Below are 23,451 nucleotides of genomic sequence, written 5' to 3'. Positions count from 1 at the left end.
TCTGCAGGTAAAGTTAGGTATTTCTAACTTAATGCAGCAACTTTAAAGCACATTATCCAGCCTGCGCGGAGAAAGCAGCGCAGGCACACAAGGAAGAAGGATTGAATGGCGGATTCTCAGATCCATGTCGCGCTGGCGGGTAACCCCAACTGTGGCAAGACCACGCTTTTCAACCTGATCACGGGCGCCAACGGCTACGTTGGCAACTGGCCCGGCGTCACGGTTGAGAAAAAGGAGGCCAAGCTCCTAAGCGACAAGAACGTTACCATCACAGACCTCCCTGGCATCTACTCGCTTTCCCCCTACAGCCCCGAGGAGCAATGCTCGCGCGATTACCTCATGAGCGGCGAGCCCGATGTCGTCGTCCAGGTGGTCGACGCCACCAACCTCGAGCGCAACCTGTACCTGGCGCTTCAGGTTATCGAGACCGGCCTGCCCGTGGTCGTCGCCCTCAACATGGCCGACTTGGTCGAGAAGAACGGCGACAAGATCGACACGGACAAGCTCTCCAAGAAGCTCGGCTGCCCGGTCATGATGATCTCGGCCCTTAAGAACAAGGGCATCAACGAGCTGTTCGAGCAGGTCAAGAAGTCCGCTGCTTCCAAGGGCCAGGTGCCGGAGCACAAGTTCGATTCCTCCATCGAGGACGTTCTGGACCACATCGAGAACAATCTGCCGGCGAGCGTTCCCGCCAACAAGCGTCGCTACTACGCCGTCAAGCTGTTCGAGCGCGACGCGGACGCCTGCAAGCTCATCAACCTCACTAAGGAGAAGGCCGCTCGCGTGGAGCAGCTGGTCGCCCAGTGCGAGCAGGATTGCGACGACGACGCCGAGTCCATCATCACCGGCGAGCGCTATGGCGTGATTGCCCACATTATCGACGAGTGCATGACCAAGGCTCCGGCCAAGATGAGCACCTCCGAGAAGATCGACCGCGTGGTTACCAACCGTATCCTGGGCCTGCCGATCTTTGTGGTCATCATGTTCTGCGTGTACTACATCGCCGTTTCCACCCTGGGCGGCACGGTGACCGACTTCACCAACGACCAGCTCTTCGGCACCGACGGCTGGTACGTGCTCGGTCAGGGTCGCGACGCCTATGACGCGGCTGTTGAGGCTGCGGGCGACAACGCCGACTCGGTCGACCCGGCACAGTACGGCCCCTATGTCCCGGGTATCACCACCGCGGTGCATGACGCTCTCGTGGCGGGCGGTACCGAGGACGGTGGCCTCGTCGATTCGCTGGTCTGCGACGGCATCGTGGCTGGCATCGGCGCCATCATGGGCTTCGTCCCGCAGATGTTCCTGCTCTTTGTGATGCTGTCTTTCTTGGAGGACTGCGGTTACATGGCCCGCGTCGCCTTCATCATGGACCGCGTGTTCCGCCGCTTTGGCCTGTCCGGTAAGTCCTTTATCCCCATGCTCGTGTCCTCGGGCTGCGGCGTCCCCGGCGTCATGGCTACCAAGACCATCGAGAACGAGAAGGACCGCCGCATGACGGTCATGACCACCACGTTCATCCCTTGCGGCGCCAAGCTGCCGATCATCGCCCTACTTATGGGTTCCATCATTGGCGACTCTTCTACCACCGCTGCGTGGATCAGCCCGCTCTTCTACTTCCTGGGCGTCTTTGCCGTCATTGCCTCGGGCCTCATGCTCAAGAAGACCAAGCTCTTCGCCGGCCGCCCGACGCCGTTTGTTATGGAGCTTCCTGCCTACCACTTCCCGGCGATCCGCTCTTGGGCGCTGCACGTGTGGGAGCGCTGCTTCGCCTTTATCAAGAAGGCCGGCACGGTCATCTTTGCGTCCACCGTCGTCGTTTGGTTCCTCTCCAACTTTGGTAGCTACAACGGCGCCTTTGGCTACCTGCCTTCCATGGAGGGCATCCCCGAGGAGTTCATGGATTACTCCGTGCTTGCCATGTTCGGCAACCTGGTCGCTTGGATCTTCGCCCCGCTCGGCTTTAGCACCTGGCAGGCCACCGCACTGACCGTCTCGGGTCTCGTTGCCAAGGAGAACGTTGTCGCCACCGCCGGCTCGCTGCTGTCCGTTGCCGACGCCGGCGAGACCGACCCGAGCCTGTGGACCGCGTTTGCGGCTATGTTCCCGACCATGGGCGCTTGCGTCGCCTTTGGTGCCTTCAACCTGCTGTGCGCTCCGTGCTTTGCCGCTATCGGCACCATCCGTAACCAGATGAACTCCGGTAAGTGGACCGCGATTGCCATCGGCTACGAGTGTGCCTTTGCTTGGGTCATCGGCCTGTTCATCAACCAGTTCTATAACCTGCTTGTTCTTGGGCAGTTTGGTATCTGGACGGTTGTGGCCATCGTGCTGCTGGCTGCGATGCTCTTCCAGATCTTCCGTCCCATGCCCAAGCATGCATGGACCGACGAGGACGAGACCAACACCGCTTCTGCCACGGTTTCCGCCTAAGTCCGAATAAGGATTAGCCCCTTTTCACGAGCCCGGGTGTCCCAGCGACACTCGGGCTTTTTGGTGAGGGAGATGTGGCGTTTCCGCAGATAAAACCGACCAAAATAAACCTGCCCCTTTTTGGTAGGTGGAGAATGGGGTAAAGTAAGTGATGGTTAACTAGAGGAGGCTTGCTATGGCACCTATCGATATTGTTGTACTGGCTGTTATCGGCATTGCGTTTGTCGCCGTGTGCGTGCGCATTTATCGTAAGGGCACTTGCGCCGACTGCGCTCAAGGTGGCGTTTGCACAGGACATTGCTCCAACAAAAAGACCTGCGCCGCACTTAAGGGCGTAGACAAAATCGCCGAAGACTTGGGCCGCGGTATCAAGTAAGGTCCGTCATCCAAGCGCCCCGCGAGCATCCGTTCGCGGGGCGCTTTGCACATTTGGGGGAGAGCGCGGCGAGTTGAAGAGTGATTTTGGGGTATCGTTACCTGTACTGTTAATTGGCAACTTATCTATAACGGAGTAACCCCATGAGCGCTCGCGTAACCATGAAGGACATAGCCGCCGAGCTTGGCGTTTCCATCAATACCGTGCATAAGGCCCTGACGGGCAAGGCCGGCGTGAGCGAATCCGTGCGTGCCAAGGTGAATGCCAAGGCCGAGGCCATGGGCTACCATCGCAACACAAGTGCCTCAAGCCTGCGGCGCAAGGATATCAACCTGGTGTTTTGCCTGCCCCGCGCATCGCGCGAGGGGGCGTACTTTTTCCGTTACCTTTGGGAAGGCTGCAACCGCTTTGAGCAGGAGGTCATCGATCAGGGCATTACGGTTGAGCGCGTAGAATTTGGCGTGGGCGGCTACGCCGATGCGCTCGAGCAGATTGATGAGCGTCTGCAGGTAGGCGAGAAGATTGACGGTCTGCTTGCCTATGTTCCGGGCGATGACCGCGCAACCGAACTCTTGAGGCAGATTGCCGAGGCGGGTGTGGCGATCGAGCTCGTCGACGGCGACCGACCGCACCTCGATCGCCTGGGTGCCAGTCTGGCGGACTATTCCGCGGCGGGCAGTCTTATGGCAGAGCAGGCGGCTAACCTGGTCCACGCTTCTGGGGCTGACGCCCGCGTGCTCCTGTTGGCGGGCGACCCTTATACCGACTCGCACTATCTGACCGCCCGCGCCTTTCATAATTACCTGCGCGAGCACGATATTCCATGGCGGGTTGAGGACCTTGCCGGTGCCCATGCGCAAGTCAAACAGCTCGAGCGCGAGCTTGAGCAGCGCTTGAGTGCGCCGGATGCTCCCGAGCTCATCTGTAGCGTTTTTGCCGTTGGTTCCGAGGTGGTCGCTGACGCGCTTGTTTCGAGCGGCAAGGCCGGCAAGGTCATGGTAATCGGCAACGACCTGTTCCCCGAGAGCGCCCTGGCCTTACGCCGTGGCATTTTTACCAATATCGTCTATAAGGACCCGGTGAGCTTGGCCTACCGTGGTGCCAAGACCTTGGGCGAGTATTTGCTGTGGGGTAAAACTCCGGCGGAGCCCGTGCAGAAGGGTGCTGTGGAGATGGTGTTTGCCAGCAACGTCGACCGCTACTGCGAGCTTGCGGGAATTTAGCCGTTTGGTCAGGTACCCCCTCTTGCGACGTGCATTTTTTGGAGTATTCAGCAATGGCGTGTTCCGAAAGAGGCTCAGAACGACTGTTTTAAGTGCCTCCGATGGCGTAAATCGCCATCGGAGGCACTTTTTTATGCCGATCGGGCGCGATATGCGCATCAAATAGGGCGTCGAGGACGGTGCGCAGTACGCCCCGATGCTGAATATTCCCAAAAATGTACGCCGAGACATGACCCACCTGAGCAAAAACGCCCAGGTTCGGTGTTCGGGGACGTTAGTCCATCCGCAATGCATGCGTGTCACGGCTCCAACAACCGTTGAACGGACAAAATCGACCGTTCACCCCATGGTGGTTAGGTGAACGTTCACCTTTTAAGTCGCAATGAATTAGTATAGTGAACGTTCACCTAGAGGATAACGAGCGCATCGTGCGCCCGCTCCGCCAACAAAAGGGTTGTTTGATGAAAAACTTCATGGACGATCAGGATTTCCTGCTGAGCACCAAGACCGGCGAGGAGCTGTTCCACAACTTTGCCGAGGGCATGCCCATCGTCGACTACCACTGCCACATTTCTCCCAAGGAGATCTGGGACGACAAGCGTTTTGAGAACATCACCGAGGTTTGGCTGGGCGGTGACCACTACAAGTGGCGCCTGATGCGTGCCAACGGCGTCGACGAGCGCTTCATTACCGGCGATGCCCCTGCTCGCGAGAAGTTCCAGAAGTGGGCCGAGACCCTGGGCCGTTGCGTGGGCAACCCCGTCTTTGAGTGGAGCCACCTGGAGCTTAAGCGTTACTTTGGCTACGAGGGTGTCCTGAACGGCAAAACCGCTCAGGAGGTCTGGGACCTTGCCAACGCCAAGCTCGCTGAGGCTAGCTTTACCTGCCGCAACCTGATCAAGCAGTCCAACGTCCGCATGATCTGCACTACCGATGACCCCGCCGACAGCTTTGAGTGGCACAAGAAGATTGCCGCCGACGACAGTTTTGACGTTCAGGTCGTTCCTGCCATGCGCCCCGATGCCGCCCTGCGCATCGAACGTGGCCAGGAGTTCGCCGACTACTGCAAGCATCTCTCCGAGGTTGCTGGCGTTGAGATCAGCGACTTCGAGGGCATGAAGGCCGCCATCTCCAAGCGCTACGACGTTGCCCACGAGCTGGGCTGCCGCGCTTCCGACCACGCGCTCGACTACGTTATGTACGTTCCGGCTACCGCCGACGAGATCGAGACTATCTTTGCCAAGGGCCTTGCCGCCGAGCCGCTTGCCGAGGACGAGATCCTCAAGTACAAGACGGCCTTTATGCGGTTCGTCGCCGGCGAGTATGTCCGCCTTGGCTGGGCCATGCAGCTGCACTTTGGCTGCAAGCGTGACAACAACCGCGCTATGTTCGCCAAGCTCGGTCCCGACACCGGCTACGACTGCATCTCCAACTACACGCCGTCCGACCAGCTGGCCGATTTCCTCAACTCCATCCAGGAGTCCACGGGTCTGCCCAAAACCATCCTGTATAGCCTGAACCCCATTGACAACACCATGATCGATACCGTGATGGGCTGCTTCCAGGAGGCTCCGACCGCCGGCAAGATCCAGAACGGCTCTGCCTGGTGGTTCAACGACAACGAGGTCGGTATGCGCGAGCAGCTCACGGCTCTGGCTAACGAGGGCGTGCTGGGCAACTTTGTGGGCATGCTTACCGATTCGCGCTCCTTCCTGTCCTACCCGCGTCACGAGTACTTCCGTCGCGTGCTGTGCGGCGTGATCGGCGAGTGGGTCGAGCAGGGCAAGTATCCGGCCGACATGGAGCTGCTGGGCGACATCGTGCGCGACATCAGCTACAACAACGCAGTCCGCTACTTTGGCTTTGACCTGGATACCGTCGAGGCTTAAACCCGCATCGAATCACACCGAACTCGGGAGCGCCGTTGCCACACGCGGCGCCCCCGTTTTGCCTGCACGCTAACAGCAATCTAAGGAGAGACATCGATGGAGAACATCAGCTACGAGACGCTCGAGAAGATCGGCTACAAGGGCTACCTGCTGCCCAAGGACGCGCCCGAGAAGGTTCTGCAGTTTGGCGAGGGCAATTTCCTGCGCGCCTTTGTCGACCGCTTCTTTGACATGGGCAACGAGGCAACCGGCTGGAACGGCAAGGTTGTCATGGTCCAGCCCATCAGCGGTGCCTTTGGCTTTGCCGACGGCATTAACGCTCAGGATGACCTGTACACCGTGCTGGTGCGCGGCAAGGAGAACGGCAACACGGTCGACGAGTCTCGTGTGATCAGCGCCTGCAGCCGCTGCCTCAATCCGTATCGCGAGGACGACTACCGTGCCATGATGGAGGTCGCCGTCTCCGACGATTTGGAGATTATCGTCTCCAACACCACCGAGGCCGGCATTGCCTACGATCCGTCTTGCAAGGCCGACGACATGCCGCCCGCGAGCTTCCCCGCTAAGCTTGCCCAGGTGCTCCACACCCGCTGGGCCGCCGGCAAGCCGGGCGTCATCGTGCTCGCCTGTGAGCTCATCGATCACAACGGCGAGGAGCTGCTGCGCATCATGAACCAGTACGTGAGCGACTGGGGCTGGGAGGACGAGTTTGCGCAGTGGATGGCCAACGACTGCACCGTCTGCACCACGCTCGTCGACACTATCGTCCCCGGCCGTATCCGCGACCCCAAGGAGGCCGCTGCCGTGGCCGAGCGCCTGGGCTACGAGGATCCCTTCCTGGCCGTGCGCGAGCCCTTCCAGATGTGGGGTATCCAGGGCGATGAGTCGCTCAAGGAGCGTCTGCCCTTCGTGAAGGCCGGCCTGCCGGGTGTCTTTGTGACCCCCGATGTCACCCCGTACAAGAAGCGCAAGGTCCGCATCCTCAACGGCGCCCACACTGCCTTTGTTCCGGGCTCCTGGGTTGCCGGCTTTGACATCGTGCGCGATTGCATGCACGACGAGACCGTTCGTGGCTTCATGAACACCATGCTCTACGACGAGGTCATCCCGACGCTTGCCGCCGATCTTGATGTCGAGGACTGCAAGGCCTTCGCCGCCGCCGTCGAGAACCGCTTCGACAACCCGTTTATCGACCACGCGCTGCTCTCCATTTGCCTCAACTCAACCGCCAAATGGCGCGCTCGCGACCTGCCCACGCTCAAGGACTATGTTGCCGAGACCGGCAGCCTGCCCAAGTGCCTGGCGACGAGCCTCGCTACGCTCATTGCCTTCTATACGCAGGAGCTCGTTGCTCGCGAGGGCGATGGCCTGCACCTGCGCCGCGCCGACGGCACCGAGTACACCGCTCAGGACGATGCCTTCGTGCTCGACTTCTACGCCGCCCACGCCGGTGCAGACGATGCCGAGCTGGTGCACGACGTGCTCAGCAACGAGCAGATGTGGGGCGAGGACCTTACGCAGATTGCCAGCCTTGAGGAGTTTGTCGTCAACGCGCTTGCCGTCGTGCGCGTCGAGGGCGCCAAGCAGGCCTTCGCCAACGCCCAGGCCTAAATCCTTCTGTGCGCCCGCCGGGCAACTGGCGGGCGCCCGCTGACTTCTGCTCAACCTGTAGGGTTAGGACTCTTTGTAATGAATACTATCCAGATCAATCCGGCCGACAACGTGATCGTCGCGCTGTCGCCGCTTGCCAAGGGCACCGCCGTCGCGGTTCCCGGGGTGGGCGAGGTCGTTGCCGCGGAGGATATTCCGCAGGGCCACAAGATGGCCGTGCGTGCCATTGCGGCGGGGGAGGACGTCGTCAAGTACGGTCTTCCTATCGGTCACGTGACGGGCGACATCCAGCCCGGTCAGTGGCTTCATACGCATAACGTCAAGACCAACCTTTCGGGCGAGGTCGAGTACGCTTACAACCCGACGCATCCGGTCGTTGAACCGGTTGAGCCCGAGACCTTTATGGGCTTCCGCCGCGCTGACGGCCGCGCCGCCACGCGCAACGAGCTGTGGATCATCCCCACGGTCGGCTGCGTCAACGAGGTCGCACGTGCCATGTGCGAGCAGGCTCAGGATCTGGTCGAGGGCTCGCTGGAGGGCGTTTACTACTTCCCGCATCCCTTTGGCTGCTCGCAGACCGGTGCCGACCATGCCCAGACGCGCCGTCTGCTGGTGGCGCTCTCGCGTCACGCAAACGCTGCGGGTGTGCTGTTCCTGTCCCTCGGTTGCGAAAACTGCACGCACCAGCAGGTACTCGACGAGCTCGGTGACTTCGATCGCGAGCGCGTTCGATTCCTCGCCTGCCAGGATGTAGCCGACGAGCAGGTCGAGGGTCACAAGATCCTGTCCGAGCTTGCCGACCTGGCCAAGCAGGCCAAGCGTGAGCCCATTCCTGCCTCCGAGCTGGTCATTGGCCTTAAGTGCGGCGGCTCTGACGGTCTTTCGGGCATTACCGCCAACCCCACGATCGGTCGCGTGAGCGATATGGTTGTCGCCCGCGGCGGCACGTCGGTGCTCACCGAGGTTCCCGAGATGTTTGGCGCGGAGAGCATTCTGCTCGATCGCTGTGAGAGCCAGGACGTCTTTAACGCAGCTGCCGACATGCTCAACGGCTTTAAGGACTACTTTATCAGCCACGGCGAGGTCGTCTATGAGAACCCGAGCCCCGGCAACAAGGACGGCGGCATTACCACGCTCGAGGACAAGAGCTGCGGCTGCGTGCAAAAGGGCGGATCTGCCCCCATCGTCGACGTACTGCCGTATGCCGGTCAGGCTACCAAGCATGGCCTGAACATGCTGTGCGGTCCGGGCAACGACATGGTATCCACCACGGCCCTGACGGCTGCCGGCTGCCACGTAATCCTGTTCTCGACCGGCCGCGGCACGCCGTTTGGCGCACCGGCGCCTACCCTCAAGGTGTTCACCAACCAGCGTCTGTGCGACCACAAGGCCAACTGGATGGACTTTAACGCCGGCGTGGTGGCTACGGGCGAGCGCACGCTCGATGAGGCTGCCGACGACCTGTATCAGATGGTGCTGGACACGGCGAGCGGCAAGCTTACGAGTGCCGAGCGTCGCGGCTGTCACGAGATCAGCATCTGGAAGGATGGCGTCTGCCTGTAGCGGTAAATGGGTTCGCATAGGGCGCTATTGACCATGGCCCCGTCGGGAGTGTTCCCGGCGGGGCCATGTTTGTTCTGTCTGTTCGGGCGTGTCTTTCTGAGAGTACGGGAGCGGCGAAAACAATAAACGTTCACCTAATCGACCTCAAATTTAAACCCACTCAATACCCATGTAATCGTGATTTTTTTCAAGTCAGATGTCCGTTTAACGGCAAAAAACGACCGTTCAAGGATAATATACAAGTGAACGTTCACCTATCATATTCAATCGCGCATAATCTAGCTAAACGTTCACCCTACGAGTGGGCGATATGCAGACAGACATCGGTATGGACTCCAATGTCTTGTTACAAGACAATCGAGAAAAGAGAGGGAGCTCGATGACTAACAAGATCGGTAAAAAGCGCAAGATCACATTCTGGACGCGCTTGGGCTTTGGTATGGGCGGCATGCTCAACTCCGGTGCCCTGAGCTTTACGCACAGCTACATGGTGCTGTTCCTGTCCACGGAGTGCGGTCTGTCCGCAGGCGAGGCTGCGCTGATCAGCTCGTTCGCCATCTATCTCAACGCCATTCTGTGCCCGCTCATGGGCTTTGTGGCCGATAACTTCTACGCTACTAAGATCGGCCGCATCTTTGGCCGCCGCCGTTTCTGGATCTTGCTGGCTATCCCGATGATGGTCGCCGAGCCGCTCATCTTTGTGGCTACGCCGTTTGGTTTCCCGTACTACTTTGTGTTGTACCTGATCTACAACGTCGCGTACACGTTCTGCACCGCCAACCTGTCGCCGCTTACCATCGAGATGACCGATGACTTCAAGGAGCGTACGTACCTCACCGGCTACAAGCACCTCTTTGGTAACGCCGCCGGCTTCCTGATGGCAGCACTCGTCGGCTTTGGCTTTGGCACCTTCGGCGAGACCAACCCGTTCAGCTACTTCATTATTGCTACGATTAACGCTTCGGTCATGGCAATCTCGCTGCTCTGCGTGTACCTGTCTACGTGGGAGCACACCCCCGAGGAGGTCGCTCAGGAGAAGATCGAGAGCGTCGGCGAGGGTATCAAGAAGTTTTTCATCGACGTTATCTCTACCTTCCGCAACAAGTCCTTCCGCAAGGTCCTGTATGCGCAGGTCTCCACGAAGCTCGCCGCTGCCTGCTGGTCTGCGTGCCTGTCCTTCTTCATCGTCTACTGTCTGCAGATTCCTAAGTCCTACGAGTCCGTGATGGAGATGCCCGGCAAGGTCGTCGCTATCGTCTGCACCGCCATCTGGGTCGCCCTCATGGCCAAGAAGGGCTTCCACAAGTCTTGGTACCTGGCAAACGTCGGTTGCGCCGCGTGCATCATCGCCTACAACTACTTCGCCTTTGGTCAGATCAACGGCACCTCCACGGTCGCCATCGCCATGATCGCCTACCCCATCATCTTCGCCATCTGGAAGTTCTTCTACGTTGGCTTCCAGTATCTGCCCGATGTTCTGCTCAACTACATCCCCGATGTCGATGAGCTCATCACCCTGCGTCGTCGCGAGGGCATCTACAGCTCCGCACAGCAGCTCTGCCAGCAGATCGCCCAGGCTGTTGCCGTCAACGTATGGGCTATCGTCCTTGCTGCCTCCGGCTTCATTCAGACCGCCGGCAACAGCGACGCCGTGACCCAGCCCGCCACCGTGCCTCTGTACATCTGCGGCTGCATGCTCATCGGCTGCGCCGGCTTCTTCCTGCTCGCGGCCGTCCTTGCCCGCGGCATCAAGATCGACAAGGAGCAGTGCGACATCCTTTGCGACGAGATCCACCGTGTCAAGGAGGGTGGCAAGATGGCCGACGTCAAGCCCGAGGTCAAGGCGCTTTGCGAGGAGCTCTCCGGCTTTAAATACGAGGACTGCTTCGCCCACAACAATGTTGGCTTCCAGGACGGCAGCGTAATTCCCGCCGAGTAGGGCAGGCGCATCGTCCAAACCACAGGGCCGTGCCACCGGAGATCCACCGGCGGGTACGGCCCTTTTTTAAAAACGACTAGTATGAACTTCTGATTACATTTGAGGGAGAGACCCATGGAGACGAACGTTATCTGGCGCAATGCCCGCGCGGCCGTTATCGAGCTCGACGATGGCGGCTACTTTACCTGTGCCGATACGTGGGAGATCTTTGTCAACGATGAGCCCGCCGGTACCACGAATACGGTCGAGACCTATGTCGATGGCCTGACTCCCGGCAAGCGCAACCTGATCCGCTTTGTCTGCGGCGAGCGCGAGTTGAGCGTAGGCGTCACCACGCCGGCGGAGCCCTTTACCATCAACGTTCGCGACTGCGGAGCCAAGGGCGATGCCGAGCACGATGACACCACCAACATTCAGGCTGCCATCATGGCCTGCTCCAAGGGCGGGCGCGTGCTGATCCCCGCCGGCAACTACCGCATCAAGTCCCTCTTCCTTAAGAGCAATATCAACATCGAGCTTGCCGAGGGCGCGGTGCTGCTGGCCCGTCACGACCGCGCGGCGCTTGCCTACATTCCGGGCACGGTCACGGGCGACGAGGGCGCCGGGTATGCCGGCACCGACATGCTGCCCCTGGGCCGCTGGGAAGGCGAGAGCTTTTCGACCTACTGTTCGACCTTTACGGGCCTGAGCGTGCACGACGTGTGCATCTATGGCCGCGGCGCCATCGACGGCCAGACCGATTTTGCCGAGGACAACTGGTGGAACAAGGACTTTAAGAACATCTTCCGTCCCGAGGAGGGCCGCGAGGTCGCCCGCCCGCGCATGATTTTCCTGTCCGAGTGCGAAAACGTGAGCCTTGCCGGCTTTACCGTGCGCAACAGCCCGTCGTGGAATATCCATCCCATTCTGTGCGAGCACGTCGATGCCCTGTGCCTGTCCATCGAGGGTCCCAAGAACTCCCACAACACCGACGGTTTCGATCCCGAGAGCTGCGGTTTTGTCCGCATCCTTGGCTGTCAGTTCTCGGTGGGGGACGACTGCATCGCCATCAAGAGCGGCAAACTGGGCATTGAACCCGAGCTCCGTCCCGCCACGCACGACGTGCTGATCTCGCACTGCTACATGCACGACGGCCACGGCGCCGTGGTGCTGGGATCCGAGGCCGCCGGCGGCATCAAGGACCTCACCGTGAGCAAGTGCCTCTTTGAGCGCACCGACCGCGGCCTGCGCGTCAAGACACGCCGCGGACGCGGCAAGGACGCCGTCAACGAGGGCATCACCTTCGAGCACATTCGCATGGATAAGGTGCTCACGCCCTTCGTGGTCAACTCGTTCTACTTCTGCGACAAGGACGGCAAGACCGACTACGTGCAGTCTCGCGAGGCGCTGCCCGTCGACGACCGTACGCCCGGCTTTGGCGCCACGACGTTTTGCGATATCGAGGCCACCAACTGCCATGCGGCCGCGGCCTATATCACGGGCCTTCCCGAGAGCAAGGTGACGCGCCTGACGTTCCAGGATGTCCATGTGACCTTTGCCGCCGATGCCGAGCCCTTTGTGCCGGCCATGGCCTGCGGCGTGGAGCCCATGGTGCGCCAGGGCATCATCGCGCAGAACGTGAAAGTCCTCGACCTGCAGAACGTGCGCATCGAGGGTCAGGATGGCGACGAGCTGCAGCTGCAAAACGTCGACAAGGTTATCCGCGCGTAGGGTAGTGCTCCTGCACAAGTGAATACGGCATGTTGAGGCGTGCGACGGTCGGGTCTGCCCGGCTGTCGCACGCAATCTATAGGTGCCGGTACTGCACGGTGGGTGTTCTGTGACAGAAAGCGTAATGACAGATGAGTGGTAAAGAACAGCTCTTTGAGGTATCGCTCGAACGCGAAGGCGCGTATCGCAGCATTTCGGCGGCGCTCGAGGCGGCGGAGCGGTGTGTGCCCGATGTGACCGTGCCGGTGCGAGTGCTGGTGGCGCCGGGCGAGTATCGCGAGCAGGTCGAAATTCGTCGTCCGTATGTGACGCTCGAGGGCGAGACGGCCGACAGCGTGCGTATCGTGGGAGGCCTGGGTGCCAAGATGCCTTCGGAAGATGGTAGCGGCCAGGATGGAAGACTCGGCACCTTCCGTACGTACACGGTGCTGGTCGATGCCGACGACGTGACGCTTGCGGGTCTAACAATCGAAAACAACGCCGGTGATGGGCGCGAGGTCGGCCAGGCGATTGCCCTGTATGCCGATGGTGACCGCCTGGTTGTCGATGCCTGCTGCATTAAGGGACACCAGGACACGCTCTTTTTGGGGCCGCTGCCGCCGCGCGAGGCCAAGCCGGGCGGCTTTATAGGCCCCAAGCAGTTCGCCCCGCGCCGCGTGGGGCGGCAGTATTTTCGACGTTGCCGGATCGAGGGCGATGTCGACTTTATCTTTGGCGGCGCGCGTGCTTACTTTGAGGGGTGTGAGATTCGCTCGCTCAACCGCGATATGGATGTCAACGGGTATGTAACGGCAGCCTCCACGCCTCAGGGCGAGCCGTACGGATTTGTGTTTCATGGCTGTTCGTTTACAGCCGATGAGGGCATTGCCCCCGGATCGGTCTATCTGGGTCGTCCATGGCGCGAGTGGGCCCAGACCGTTTTGCTCGAATGCTGGCTGGGCCCCCATATTTCACTCGAGGGTTGGTGGGATTGGAATAAGCCAGCGGCACATGACGGCACCCTGTATGCCGGCGGTGCCCTGTTTGGCCCGGTGGGTGATACTGCCGCTTGGGTGACGTGGGCGCATTGCCTGACCGGTCAGGATTCCGAACGCTATGCGCGTGACCAAGTGCTTGCCGGCACGGATGGTTGGGATCCCGAGGGCGGCGACGGTGATGCGGTAGAGACGGCCGGGCTATCTGCCAATGGCCGCACCGTGCACATCGAGACGTACTACGAGGACGAACCTGCGCTGCGCGCCCGACTGAAGCGCGAGGGGCGCTCGGCCGCATTTACGGGCAAGACTCCCACAGACTTTGAGGCATGGAAGGCTGCGACCAGGACTCGTCTGTACGATATTTTGGGTCTTTCGCTTATGGACCGCGCCCCAATTGAGATTCGTGAGCTCAATCGCGTACGGGTTGCCGGCAGCATCGTGCGTACTCATGCGGTGTTGCAGGTTGAGCACGATGTGTGGATGCCGTTTTACCTGTTGGAGCCGTCCCGCCCCAAGCTTGACGAGCGGGGACTCAAGCGCTGCTATATCTGCCCGCATGGTCACCAGGGGGCGGGTGCTGCAAGCATAGCCGGCGTTGCGGGCGTGCCGGCGGTCGACGATGCCGTGCGTAAGTTCAATTACGACTACGGTCTGCGTTTGGCGCGCATGGGTTACGTGACCGTCTGCCCCGATGCGCGTGGTTGGGGATACCGTCGTGACTGGAAGGGTCAGGGCGACGACGAGAACAGCTACCTGCGCGGTACGTGTCTGAATCAAGCACGTATGGCCGAGCCGCTGGGTCTTACGGTCGCGGGCCTCAACGCCTGGGACAACATGCGCTTGATTGATTACTTGGAGACACGCGGTGACATTGCCATGGGCGACCTGGGCTGCTTTGGTTTTTCGGGCGGCGGTTACATGACGTTGTACCTGTCCGCGCTCGACCCGCGCGTGCGCAAGGCGTTTGTCTCGGGCTATCTGTACGGCGTTGATGATTCGCTACTGCACCTCAACGGCAATTGCAGCTGCAATTACACGCCTGGACTCTGGCGTCTACTCGACATGGGCGACATTGCATCGCTTGTTGCGCCACGGCCGCTCTTGGTTCAGAGCTGCGAGAAAGACCATCTCAACGGCGCCCGCGGGCTTGCGAACGTAGACGAGCAGCTCGATATCGTTCGCGACGCCTACGCGCTGCTGGGCAAGGACGAAAACCTTCTGCACGAGGTCTGCCCGGGTGGACACCACCTGGGCGTGGCGCATCTTGCCGAGGATATCGAATGGCTCGATTCGCAAGTTGCGGAATGCGCCCACGCATAGCCCCTCGGATGTTGCGAATGAACGGTATGTACCTGTATGACCGCCGGTGTGCGGGTGAGGAGAAGAATATGGAAACGAAAAACTTGAGCGAATCGACCATCTGCTGCTTTGGCGATTCGACCACCTGGGGCGATAACGGATGCGGCGGGGGAGGCAACGATATCTCCTGGACTTCGCACCTGGGTGCGCTGCTGGGCGGCGCTACGATCGAGAACTTTGGTATTAAGGGTTCGCGTATTGCCGTCAAGGCCGACCGTAGCGATTCGTTTGTCGAGCGCTTGGACGGCATCGATCACACGGCAGATATCTGCATCGTCTTTGGCGGCGTTAACGACTTTAGCCGTAACGTGCCGCTGGGAGAGCTGGGCAGCACGGACGTGCACGAGTTCTACGGTGCGCTCGACTACCTGATCCGCACCATCACGGCGCGCTCGCCTCAGGCAAAGCTGGTGTTTATGACGCCGTGCAAGACGAGCGGCAAACACGAGAAGGATATTCCGGCAAGCAACGAGGCCAACCATCTGGGCCTGACGCAAGACGCCTATGTGCGCGCGATGCTGGAGGTCTGCGATCGCTACTCGGTGCCGGTGATCGACCTGTATGCGCAAAGCGGCATCAGCCCGTTTTTGCCGGAGCACCGCGAGCTCTACATGCCGGACGGTCTGCATTACAGCCCTGCCGGCTATGAGCGCCTGGCGCATCGCATCGCTGCGGGCCTCACCGCCGTTTGCCGTTAAAAGTTTGCCGTTCGCGGGGATTATAGGGTTAACGTTCACCCTATAATCCCCGTTCGCGTTACACTAGGGGAAACGTTCACCCATCAATAACGTCAGAGGGGACAGCAATGGGTTGCAATCAGATTCTGGACCGTTATATCGAGCAGTTGATCGAGACCTCTACGCCTCAGGCACCGGCCTGGAATATCGAAAAGCTTCGCGCCGGCAAGGAGAACACCTGGAATTACATTGACGGCTGCATGATCAAGGCACTCATCGAGCTGTACGAGATCACCGGCGAGCAGCGCTACCTGACCTTCGCCGACGACTATATCGACTTCTTTGTCCAGGATGACGGCACCATCAAGCATTACGATCCCCAGGAGTACAACCTCGATAACGTCAACGCGGGCAAAACCCTCTACAAACTCTATGACCTGGTGGGCAAGCCCAAGTACCGTGCCGCCATGGATACCATCTATCGTCAGCTCGAAACCCAGCCGCGTACCAAAGAGGGTGTGTTTTGGCACAAGGCCGTCTACCCCAACCAGATCTGGCTCGACGGCATGTACATGGCGCAGCCGTTCTACATGCAGTACGAGCTGAGCTTCCACAACCGCCGTGCCTGCTCGGATAGCTTCCATATGTTCCAGGTCGTGCATGACCTGATGCGCAACCCCCTCAACGGCCTGTACTATCACGCTTACGACGCGAGCCGCAAGCAGTTCTGGTGCGATCCCGTCACCGGCCTTTCGGCCAACTTCTGGCTGCGCGCCGAGGGCTGGTTTGCCATGGCGCTCATCGATACCTGGGAGCTCATGCCGCCTTCGATGTCGGCCGAGAAGGACGAGATCCGCAAGATGTTCCACGACCTGATCGACGCCATGCTGCCGTATCAGGACGAGAAGACCGGCATGTGGCACCAGGTCATCAACCTGCCCAATATCGCCCCCAACTATCTGGAGGAGTCGGGCAGCGCCATCTTTGCCAACGCCATCATGAAGGGCGTGCGCCTGGGCGTGCTGGGCGAGCGCTACTACCAGTACGGCCGTCGCGCTTTTGATGGCATCTGCGACACGTGCCTGTCCGAGCGCGACGGGCAGTTGGCGCTTGACAATATCTGTCTGGTGGCGGGCCTTGGCAACACCGCGCACCGCGAGGGCACGTTTGGCTACTACATGAGTGAGCCCGTCGTCAAAAACGACGCGAAGGGCGTGGCGCCGCTGGTGCTCGCCTATATCGAGACCATGCATCATGACAAGCTTGCCGGTAAGCGCGATCCGCTTGCCCCTTCGGGCGTGTGCTCCATCGACGACCCGTTTGGCGGCTACACGCCGGGCATCAATGCTCATAAGGGGCGTGAATAGCGTGGGGGCCATTACTCCGGGCGTGCGTTTACACGACCTTCCGCAGGGGACCGTCGAGGAACGCATTCGCATGGCAGGAGAGCTGGGCTTTTCGTGCATTCAGCTGCCGAGCAAGGTGCTCTATGCATCAATGGGAATCGATCGATGCGGTCTGACCCGCGAGCTCGCCGACCATTTGCGTGCGGTGCTCGATGAGGCGGGCGTTTCGGTCGCCGTGCTCGGCTGTTATAAGAATCTGGCGACGCCCGATCGACAACAGCTCACGGATAACTTTGCCGAGTACGAGGCGTGCTTGAACTTTGCTCAGATGCTCGGCGGCTGTCCGGTTGGCACCGAGACCGGTCGTCCCAATGCGCAGAACCGCGTTGCTGACGACCGTATGACCGACGAGGCACTCGATGCGTTTATGGATGGACTCGCGCGCGTCTGCGAGTGCGCCGAGGCCGTGGGTGGGCAAATACTGATCGAGCCCGGCTGGAACGAGACGGTCAACACGCCAGATCGCTGCCGTGAGGTGCTGGAGCGCGTCCCGAGTCCGGCGCTCGGCGTGATCTACGACCCGGTGTCGCTGCTGCATCCCAGCGTCGTTGGCGAGGCGCAGGAAATCACCGCGCGTATGCTCTACTTATGCGGCAGTAAGATTCGCGTGCTGCACGCCAAGGATTTTGAGGTCGTCGACAACGAGGACGAAGCCGGCTGGTGCGACGGTACGGGTTCTCGCCTGGTGTGCCACGGCGTGGGCGAGACGGGCCGCTATGACTTTGAGCCCGTGGTGGCCTGGGCGGCTGCCGCCTGTTCGGGGATTCCTTGCGTGGTCGAGAACAGCGTGCCGGCGACGGCGGCTAGCTGCCTGGCGACACTCGAGCGCATGTCCGCTCGCTGCGGGGCTCCGCATCGCGAGATATAGCATTGGCTTTTGCCGTGGCGGCATATTGAGTTTGCTTGACTGGGGGCGGCGGTGAAGGGTTTTTATCGTCGCCTCATTGGATTACATCAAAAAGGGGAGTTGCGTGGCTATCCACATTATCGAAGAGGCGAACCGTTGCCTTGGGTGCAAGAAGGCGTTCTGCCAGCTTAAAGGCTGCCCGGTGCAGACGCCTATTCCGCAGGTCATTGACTTGTTCAAGCAGCGTCGTCTGGAAGAGGCAGGTGAGCTGCTGTTCCAGAACAACCCCATGAGCGCGGTCTGCTCCATGATCTGCAACTATTCGGGCCAGTGCGAGGGCGCGTGCATTCAGGGCCGCAAGGGCGCACCGGTGCATTTTTCGAGTATCGAGAACTATATCTCGACGGCATATTTGGACCGTAAGGAGTGGAAGCCCGCGCCGTCGTGCGGCAAGCAGGTTGCCGTGGTCGGTTCCGGTCCTGCCGGCATTACCGTGGCCATTAAGATGGCCCAGCTGGGCTGTGCCGTCACGGTGTTTGAGCAACGCCCCGAGATCGGCGGCGTGCTGGAGTACGGCATCCCCGAGTTTCGCCTGCCCCGTGCTCTCGTGCAAAAGTACCGTCACGTGATGTGCTCGCTTGGCGTACGCGTCCGTCCCTCGACCACCATTGGCGGCGCGCTGCATATCGACGACCTGTTGCGCGACGGCTACGATGCGGTCTTTGTCGGTACCGGTACCTGGCGCGCCCGCAAGCTGGGTATTCCCGGCGAGTCGCGTGGTAACGTACTGTTTGGTATCGATTACCTGGTCGATCCCACGAGCGTGGCGATCGGTCAGAACGTGGCGGTTATCGGCGCCGGCAACGTGGCCATGGATGTTGCCCGCACGGCTCTGCGCTCGGGCGCTCGCAAGGTTACCGTGTATGCCCGATCGCGCCATATCTCGGCCATCGATGACGAGGTGGAGCTGACCGAGCTTGACGGTGCCGAGATCGTGCGCGGCAAGGCGATTTGCGCCATCGACGATAACGGTCCGGTTTTCGAGACGGCTATCTTTGACGAGGACGACAACGTGGTGGGCTACGAGGAAGAACTTGACCATGTGCCCGCCGACACGGTTGTGATTGCGGCCTCGCAGGTGCCCAAGGACAAACTGGTGCTTACGACGGGCGGTCTGGAGACCGACCATCGCGGTCTTCTTTCGGTCGATGAGTGCGGCATGACCACCGTGCCTGGCGTCTTTGCCGCCGGCGACGTGGTCAACGGCCCGCTCACCGTGGTCCATGCCGTAGCCGGCGCCAAGCTCGCCGTCGAAGGCATGACCAGCTATCTGGGCCTCTAACCCACCCCGCCCATCAGTTGCGGTGGAATACGGACTGTTTTGGCTGTCAAAGGCCTTATCTACTCCGTATTCCACCGCAACTTTTTGTGGGCTGAGTAAAAGCCGGGGGAGCGTGTACGGTCGGGTACAGCGCAGTTGCTGATACGATAAGTACGTTAGCAACTGCCGCCGAGCGGCTCAAACGAAAGGAACCCTGTATGGAGTCTTCCGCCTACCCGATGCTCTTTAGCCCGATCAAGGTCGGTACGACCGAGGTCAAGAACCGCGTCTTTATGCCGCCGGTGTCCACGAACCTGGCCGATCATGGCTATGTGACCGACGACTTGGTCGATCATTACCGTGCCCGTGCCAAGGGCGGCGTGGGCCTCATCATCACCGAGGTCGTGACGGTCGAGCCCACCTATACCTATCTACCGGGTGACATGTGCTGCTACGACGACACGTTTATCCCTGGCTGGGAAAAGCTCGCCGCGGCCGTCCACGAGTATGGCTGCAAGATCATGCCGCAGCTCTTCCACCCCGCCTACATGGCCTTTAACATTCCGGGCACGCCGCGCCTGATCGCTCCGTCCTTTGTGGGCCCGTCCTATGCCCGCGAGGCGCCGCGCCCCATCACGGTCGATGAGATCCACGAGCTCACGCATCAGTTTGGTGACGCTGCTGTGCGCATGCAGAAGGCCGGTGTCGACGGCGTCGAGGTCCATGCGGCACACGCCCACGGCATGCTCGGCGGCTTTTTGACCCCGCTCTATAACAAGCGCACCGACGAGTACGGTGGCTCGCTCGACGCCCGCATGCGCTTCCTGCTCGAGGTCATCGCCGAGATTCGCGAGCGCTGCGGCAAGGACTTTATCATCGACGTCCGTATCTCGGGCGACGAGTACACCGATGGCGGCCTGACCCTCAACGACATGATCTACGTCTCGCGTCGCCTGGAGAAGGCTGGCGTCGACATGATTCACGTGTCGGGTGGCACTACCATCAAGCGCGGCTCCGCCATTCCCGCCGCCGGCACCCAGCAGGCCTCGCACGCCGCCTGCTCGCGCGAGATCAAGAAACACGTGAACATTCCCGTCGCCACGGTCGGCCGCATCAACGAGGCATGGATTGCCGAGGAGCTGATCGAGGACGGCGCCGCCGACATCTGCATGATGGGTCGCGCCAATCTGTGCGATGCCGAGTTCTGCAACAAGGCCGCTGCCGGCAACGCCGATGACATCCGCCCCTGCATCGGTTGCCTGCGCTGCCTGAACGGCATCATGTTCGGCAAGCGCATCTCCTGCACCGTCAACCCGGACGTGGAGCGTGACGAGGCTGGCTACGAGCCTGCCGCCGAGGCAAAGAACGTGCTCGTTGTGGGTGCCGGTCCCGCGGGCATGGAGGCAGCCTACATTGCCGCCAAGCGCGGCCATAACGTGGTGCTCGTGGATAAGCAGGACGAGCCGGGCGGCGAGATGCGCATTGCGGCCGTTCCGCCGGCAAAGCAGGAGCTCACGCGCGTGATCAAGTATCAGTACCGTCGCCTGGCCGAGGCCGGCGTCACGTGCGTCTTCGGTACCGAGCTTTCGGCCGAGGACATCCAGCGCGACTACGCGGGCTACGAGGTTGTCCTGGCCTACGGCGCCGAACCCATCGCGCCGGCCTTTATGCAGAGCTTTAAGCAGGTCATGACGGCTGATGACCTGCTGGGCGGCAAGGCTTTCCCGGGCAAGAAGATCGTCATTGTGGGCGGCGGCACCGTTGGCTGCGAGACGGCCGATTACCTGGCCCCGTTGGTCAACGATCTGTCGCCGGCCAACCGCGATGTCACCGTCATCGAGATGACCAAGACGCTTGCCGCCAACGAGGGTGGCGCCGGTCGCGCGGTGCTCATCACGCGCATGCTCTCCAAGGGCGTTCACGTGCTGACCGAGGCCAAGGTGACTGAGATTACCGAGGACGCCATCAGTTACGAAAAGGACGGCGAAGTCCACACCATCGCCGACGCCGATACGCTGGTGCTTGCCATGGGCTACCGTCCTAACACCAAGCTGGCCGATGACCTTGCCGCTGCCGGCGTTGCCATCCACGTGCTGGGCGATGCCCAGAAGTGCGGCAACATCCGCGACGCCATCGGCGATGGCTACAAGGTCGCCTGCGAGCTGTAGGCTCTTGGCAAATAGGGGAGCGGCCACCTTGCAGTGGCTCAAGCGATAGCCAACCAAAAAAGGCGCCGCGACACATGGATTGTCGCGGCGCCTTTTGCTTGGCGGTTTGTTGGGGGGTTGGTGCGCCCCGTGGGCCTTATTACAGACCCAAGAGCTCCTTGACCTTGGCGATGATGGCCTCGTCGGTAGCGTTGGCAAAGAAGTACTCCTGGAAGTGCTCGCCGGCAAGTGCGCCCTTCACCAGGTCCTGATCGATCTCGCCCAGGACGTCGACGAGCGGACGCATGGTCACAGCGCGCACGCCGTCGAGGATCTTCTTGTTGCGCTGCTCGGGCTCAACGCGCTCGGCGGGGTAGCCGTTGCCCGAGCCAAAGCCAAAGAGCTTCTCGAAGGTGTACTCGAGGTTGAGCTCCTGGCCCCAGCCGTTCTTGAGCGCGAAGGGCATGGCGACGGCGTTGCCATCGTTGACCTGGGCAAAGGTGTAGGCATCCAGCGGATCGGCAACGTGGCCGCACAGCACGCCGGGGAAGGAGTTGCAGGCGAGCATGGCGCCCTCGCCGGTGCCGCAGCCGGTCACGACGTAGTCGGCAGCGCCGGAGTTGAGCAGCACGGCGGCAAGGATGCCGTTCTGCACGTAGGTGAGGGGCTTGGAGTCGGCGTCGGCATACATGCCATAGTTAAAGACGGTGTGCCCCATGGGCTCGACAACCTTCTTAAGGGCAGCCTCGATCATAGGGTTCTTGGAGTTCTGAGAGTTCTCGTTGATCAGAGCGATCTTCATTTGAGTTAACCTTTCAACCAAATGTTTCTTTTTTTGTTTCTGTATGCGGGCGGCGGCTAATCCGACCCGCGATGAGCTGTGCGGGCGGTCGGCAGTTAAGTCTGTCGCGAGTTCCGCACGCAAAGGAAAGCACTTAATGTGCTTTCCGTCTTGCGCAGGACTGTCCGAGCAGCAGACTTAACTACCGACCGCCTCGCCCAGTTTCCTTATTGCGGCTGTTTGCCGATGTACGCCAGAATGCCGCCGTCCACGTACAGAATGTGCCCGTTGACGAAGTTCGATGCGTCGGAAGCCAGGAACACGGCGGGGCCCTTCAGGTCCTCGGGCGTGCCCCAACGGGCTGCGGGCGTCTTGGCAATGATGAACTGGTCAAACGGATGACGGCTGCCGTCAGGCTGCGTCTCGCGCAGCGGCGCGGTTTGCGGCGTGGCGATGTAGCCGGGCCCGATGCCATTGCACTGGATATTGGCCTCGCCAAACTCGGAGCAGATGTTCTTGGTGAGCATCTTGAGTCCGCCCTTGGCGGCGGCATAGCCGGCGATGGTCTCGCGGCCGAGCTCGCTCATCATGGAGCAGATGTTGATGATCTTGCCGTGGCCCTTGGCGATCATGCCCGGCAGGCAGGCCTTGGACACGATAAACGGGGCATTGAGGTCGATGTCGACGACGCGACGAAAGTCCTCGGCGCTCATGTCGAGCATCGGGGTGCGCTGGATGACGCCGGCGTTGTTGACCAGGATGTCGGGCGTGGTGCCAAAATCGGCTTCGATCTTGGCAACGAGCTCGGCGACGACAGCCTCGTCGGTGACGTCGGCAACATAGCCGTGAGCATAAAAGCCCAGCTCGCGGTAGTGCTTCTCGGCTTCGGCAACTTTGTCGGCGTGACGGGCGTTAAAGGCAATCTTGGCGCCTGCCTCTCCGAGCGCCTCGGCAATGGCCATGCCGATGCCATAGGTGGCGCCGGTCACGAGCGCGACCTTGCCGTCTAGGCGGAAGCTGTCCATAAGGTTAGACATTACAATCCTTCCAAAAGAAACGTTCATCTATATAAGTCTTGCTTCTATTACAAGTTCAGTATAGGAGAAGCGGAGGAATTAAAAGTCAGGTTTTCCTAGAATCAGGTGAACGTTCACTTTTAAAAGGTGAACGGTTGTAGCCGCTCGTCGCGATA

At 60.6% G+C, this 23,451-nt stretch carries 16 protein-coding genes; 14 read left to right on the top strand and 2 right to left on the bottom strand.

Features of this window, described 5'->3' with window-relative positions:
• Positions 1-105 precede the first annotated feature (105 nt).
• The 14 genes from DXD48_RS01225 to DXD48_RS01160 all read left to right on the top strand — a co-directional run bounded on the left by DXD48_RS01225 (position 106) and on the right by DXD48_RS01160 (position 21,499).
• Positions 106-2,433: a ferrous iron transporter B gene (locus DXD48_RS01225; protein WP_117563667.1), complete on the top strand. Its 2,328-nt coding sequence runs from the start codon at positions 106-108 to the stop codon at positions 2,431-2,433.
• Between the two features lie 175 nt (positions 2,434-2,608).
• Positions 2,609-2,809 (top strand): hypothetical protein, encoded by a 201-nt coding sequence (locus tag DXD48_RS01220; RefSeq protein WP_035136858.1) that lies wholly within the window; start codon positions 2,609-2,611, stop codon positions 2,807-2,809.
• Between the two features lie 143 nt (positions 2,810-2,952).
• Complete coding sequence (locus DXD48_RS01215) at positions 2,953-4,032, top strand: LacI family DNA-binding transcriptional regulator (protein ID WP_117563666.1); 1,080 nt, start codon at positions 2,953-2,955, stop codon at positions 4,030-4,032.
• Between the two features lie 461 nt (positions 4,033-4,493).
• The gene (uxaC, locus tag DXD48_RS01210) at positions 4,494-5,921 is read left to right on the top strand and encodes a glucuronate isomerase (protein ID WP_117563665.1); all 1,428 of its coding nucleotides are present in this window, start codon (positions 4,494-4,496) and stop codon (positions 5,919-5,921) included.
• Between the two features lie 96 nt (positions 5,922-6,017).
• Complete coding sequence (locus tag DXD48_RS01205; RefSeq protein ID WP_117563664.1) at positions 6,018-7,532, top strand: tagaturonate reductase; 1,515 nt, start codon at positions 6,018-6,020, stop codon at positions 7,530-7,532.
• Positions 7,533-7,610: 78 nt separating this feature from the next.
• Complete coding sequence (locus DXD48_RS01200) at positions 7,611-9,095, top strand: UxaA family hydrolase (protein ID WP_117563663.1); 1,485 nt, start codon at positions 7,611-7,613, stop codon at positions 9,093-9,095.
• Between the two features lie 379 nt (positions 9,096-9,474).
• A complete protein-coding gene (locus DXD48_RS01195; protein WP_158548903.1) occupies positions 9,475-11,034 on the top strand; it encodes an MFS transporter in 1,560 nt (519 codons plus the stop codon).
• Between the two features lie 114 nt (positions 11,035-11,148).
• Entirely contained in the window at positions 11,149-12,744 is a 1,596-nt protein-coding gene (locus DXD48_RS01190; protein ID WP_117563661.1) for a glycoside hydrolase family 28 protein, read from the top strand.
• Positions 12,745-12,875: 131 nt separating this feature from the next.
• Positions 12,876-15,041: a pectinesterase family protein gene (locus tag DXD48_RS01185; protein ID WP_117563660.1), complete on the top strand. Its 2,166-nt coding sequence runs from the start codon at positions 12,876-12,878 to the stop codon at positions 15,039-15,041.
• Between the two features lie 68 nt (positions 15,042-15,109).
• Positions 15,110-15,778: an SGNH/GDSL hydrolase family protein gene (locus DXD48_RS01180; protein ID WP_233502287.1), complete on the top strand. Its 669-nt coding sequence runs from the start codon at positions 15,110-15,112 to the stop codon at positions 15,776-15,778.
• Positions 15,779-15,885: 107 nt separating this feature from the next.
• Positions 15,886-17,124, top strand: coding sequence for a glycoside hydrolase family 105 protein (locus DXD48_RS01175; protein ID WP_099432661.1), 1,239 nt, complete (start codon positions 15,886-15,888; stop codon positions 17,122-17,124).
• A gap of 1 nt (position 17,125) precedes the next feature.
• Positions 17,126-18,031, top strand: a complete 906-nt coding sequence (locus DXD48_RS01170; protein ID WP_158548902.1) for a sugar phosphate isomerase/epimerase — start codon at positions 17,126-17,128, stop codon at positions 18,029-18,031.
• 103 nt (positions 18,032-18,134) lie between these two features.
• Positions 18,135-19,352, top strand: coding sequence for an FAD-dependent oxidoreductase (locus DXD48_RS01165; protein ID WP_117563657.1), 1,218 nt, complete (start codon positions 18,135-18,137; stop codon positions 19,350-19,352).
• A 197-nt stretch (positions 19,353-19,549) separates the two neighbouring features.
• The gene (locus DXD48_RS01160; protein WP_117563656.1) at positions 19,550-21,499 is read left to right on the top strand and encodes an NAD(P)/FAD-dependent oxidoreductase; all 1,950 of its coding nucleotides are present in this window, start codon (positions 19,550-19,552) and stop codon (positions 21,497-21,499) included.
• A 139-nt stretch (positions 21,500-21,638) separates the two neighbouring features.
• On the opposite strand, the gene DXD48_RS01155 is transcribed toward DXD48_RS01160, so the two are convergent.
• Positions 21,639-22,280 (bottom strand): RpiB/LacA/LacB family sugar-phosphate isomerase, encoded by a 642-nt coding sequence (locus tag DXD48_RS01155; RefSeq protein WP_117563655.1) that lies wholly within the window; start codon positions 22,278-22,280, stop codon positions 21,639-21,641.
• 206 nt (positions 22,281-22,486) lie between these two features.
• Entirely contained in the window at positions 22,487-23,296 is an 810-nt protein-coding gene (locus DXD48_RS01150; protein WP_117563654.1) for a gluconate 5-dehydrogenase, read from the bottom strand.
• Between the last annotated feature and the right edge of the window lie 155 nt (positions 23,297-23,451).

It is taken from the genome of Collinsella sp. TM05-37, from assembly GCF_003436455.1.
In the GTDB taxonomy this organism is placed as follows: Bacteria; Actinomycetota; Coriobacteriia; order Coriobacteriales; family Coriobacteriaceae; genus Collinsella.
This window is presented reverse-complemented; position numbering and strand designations above follow the sequence as displayed.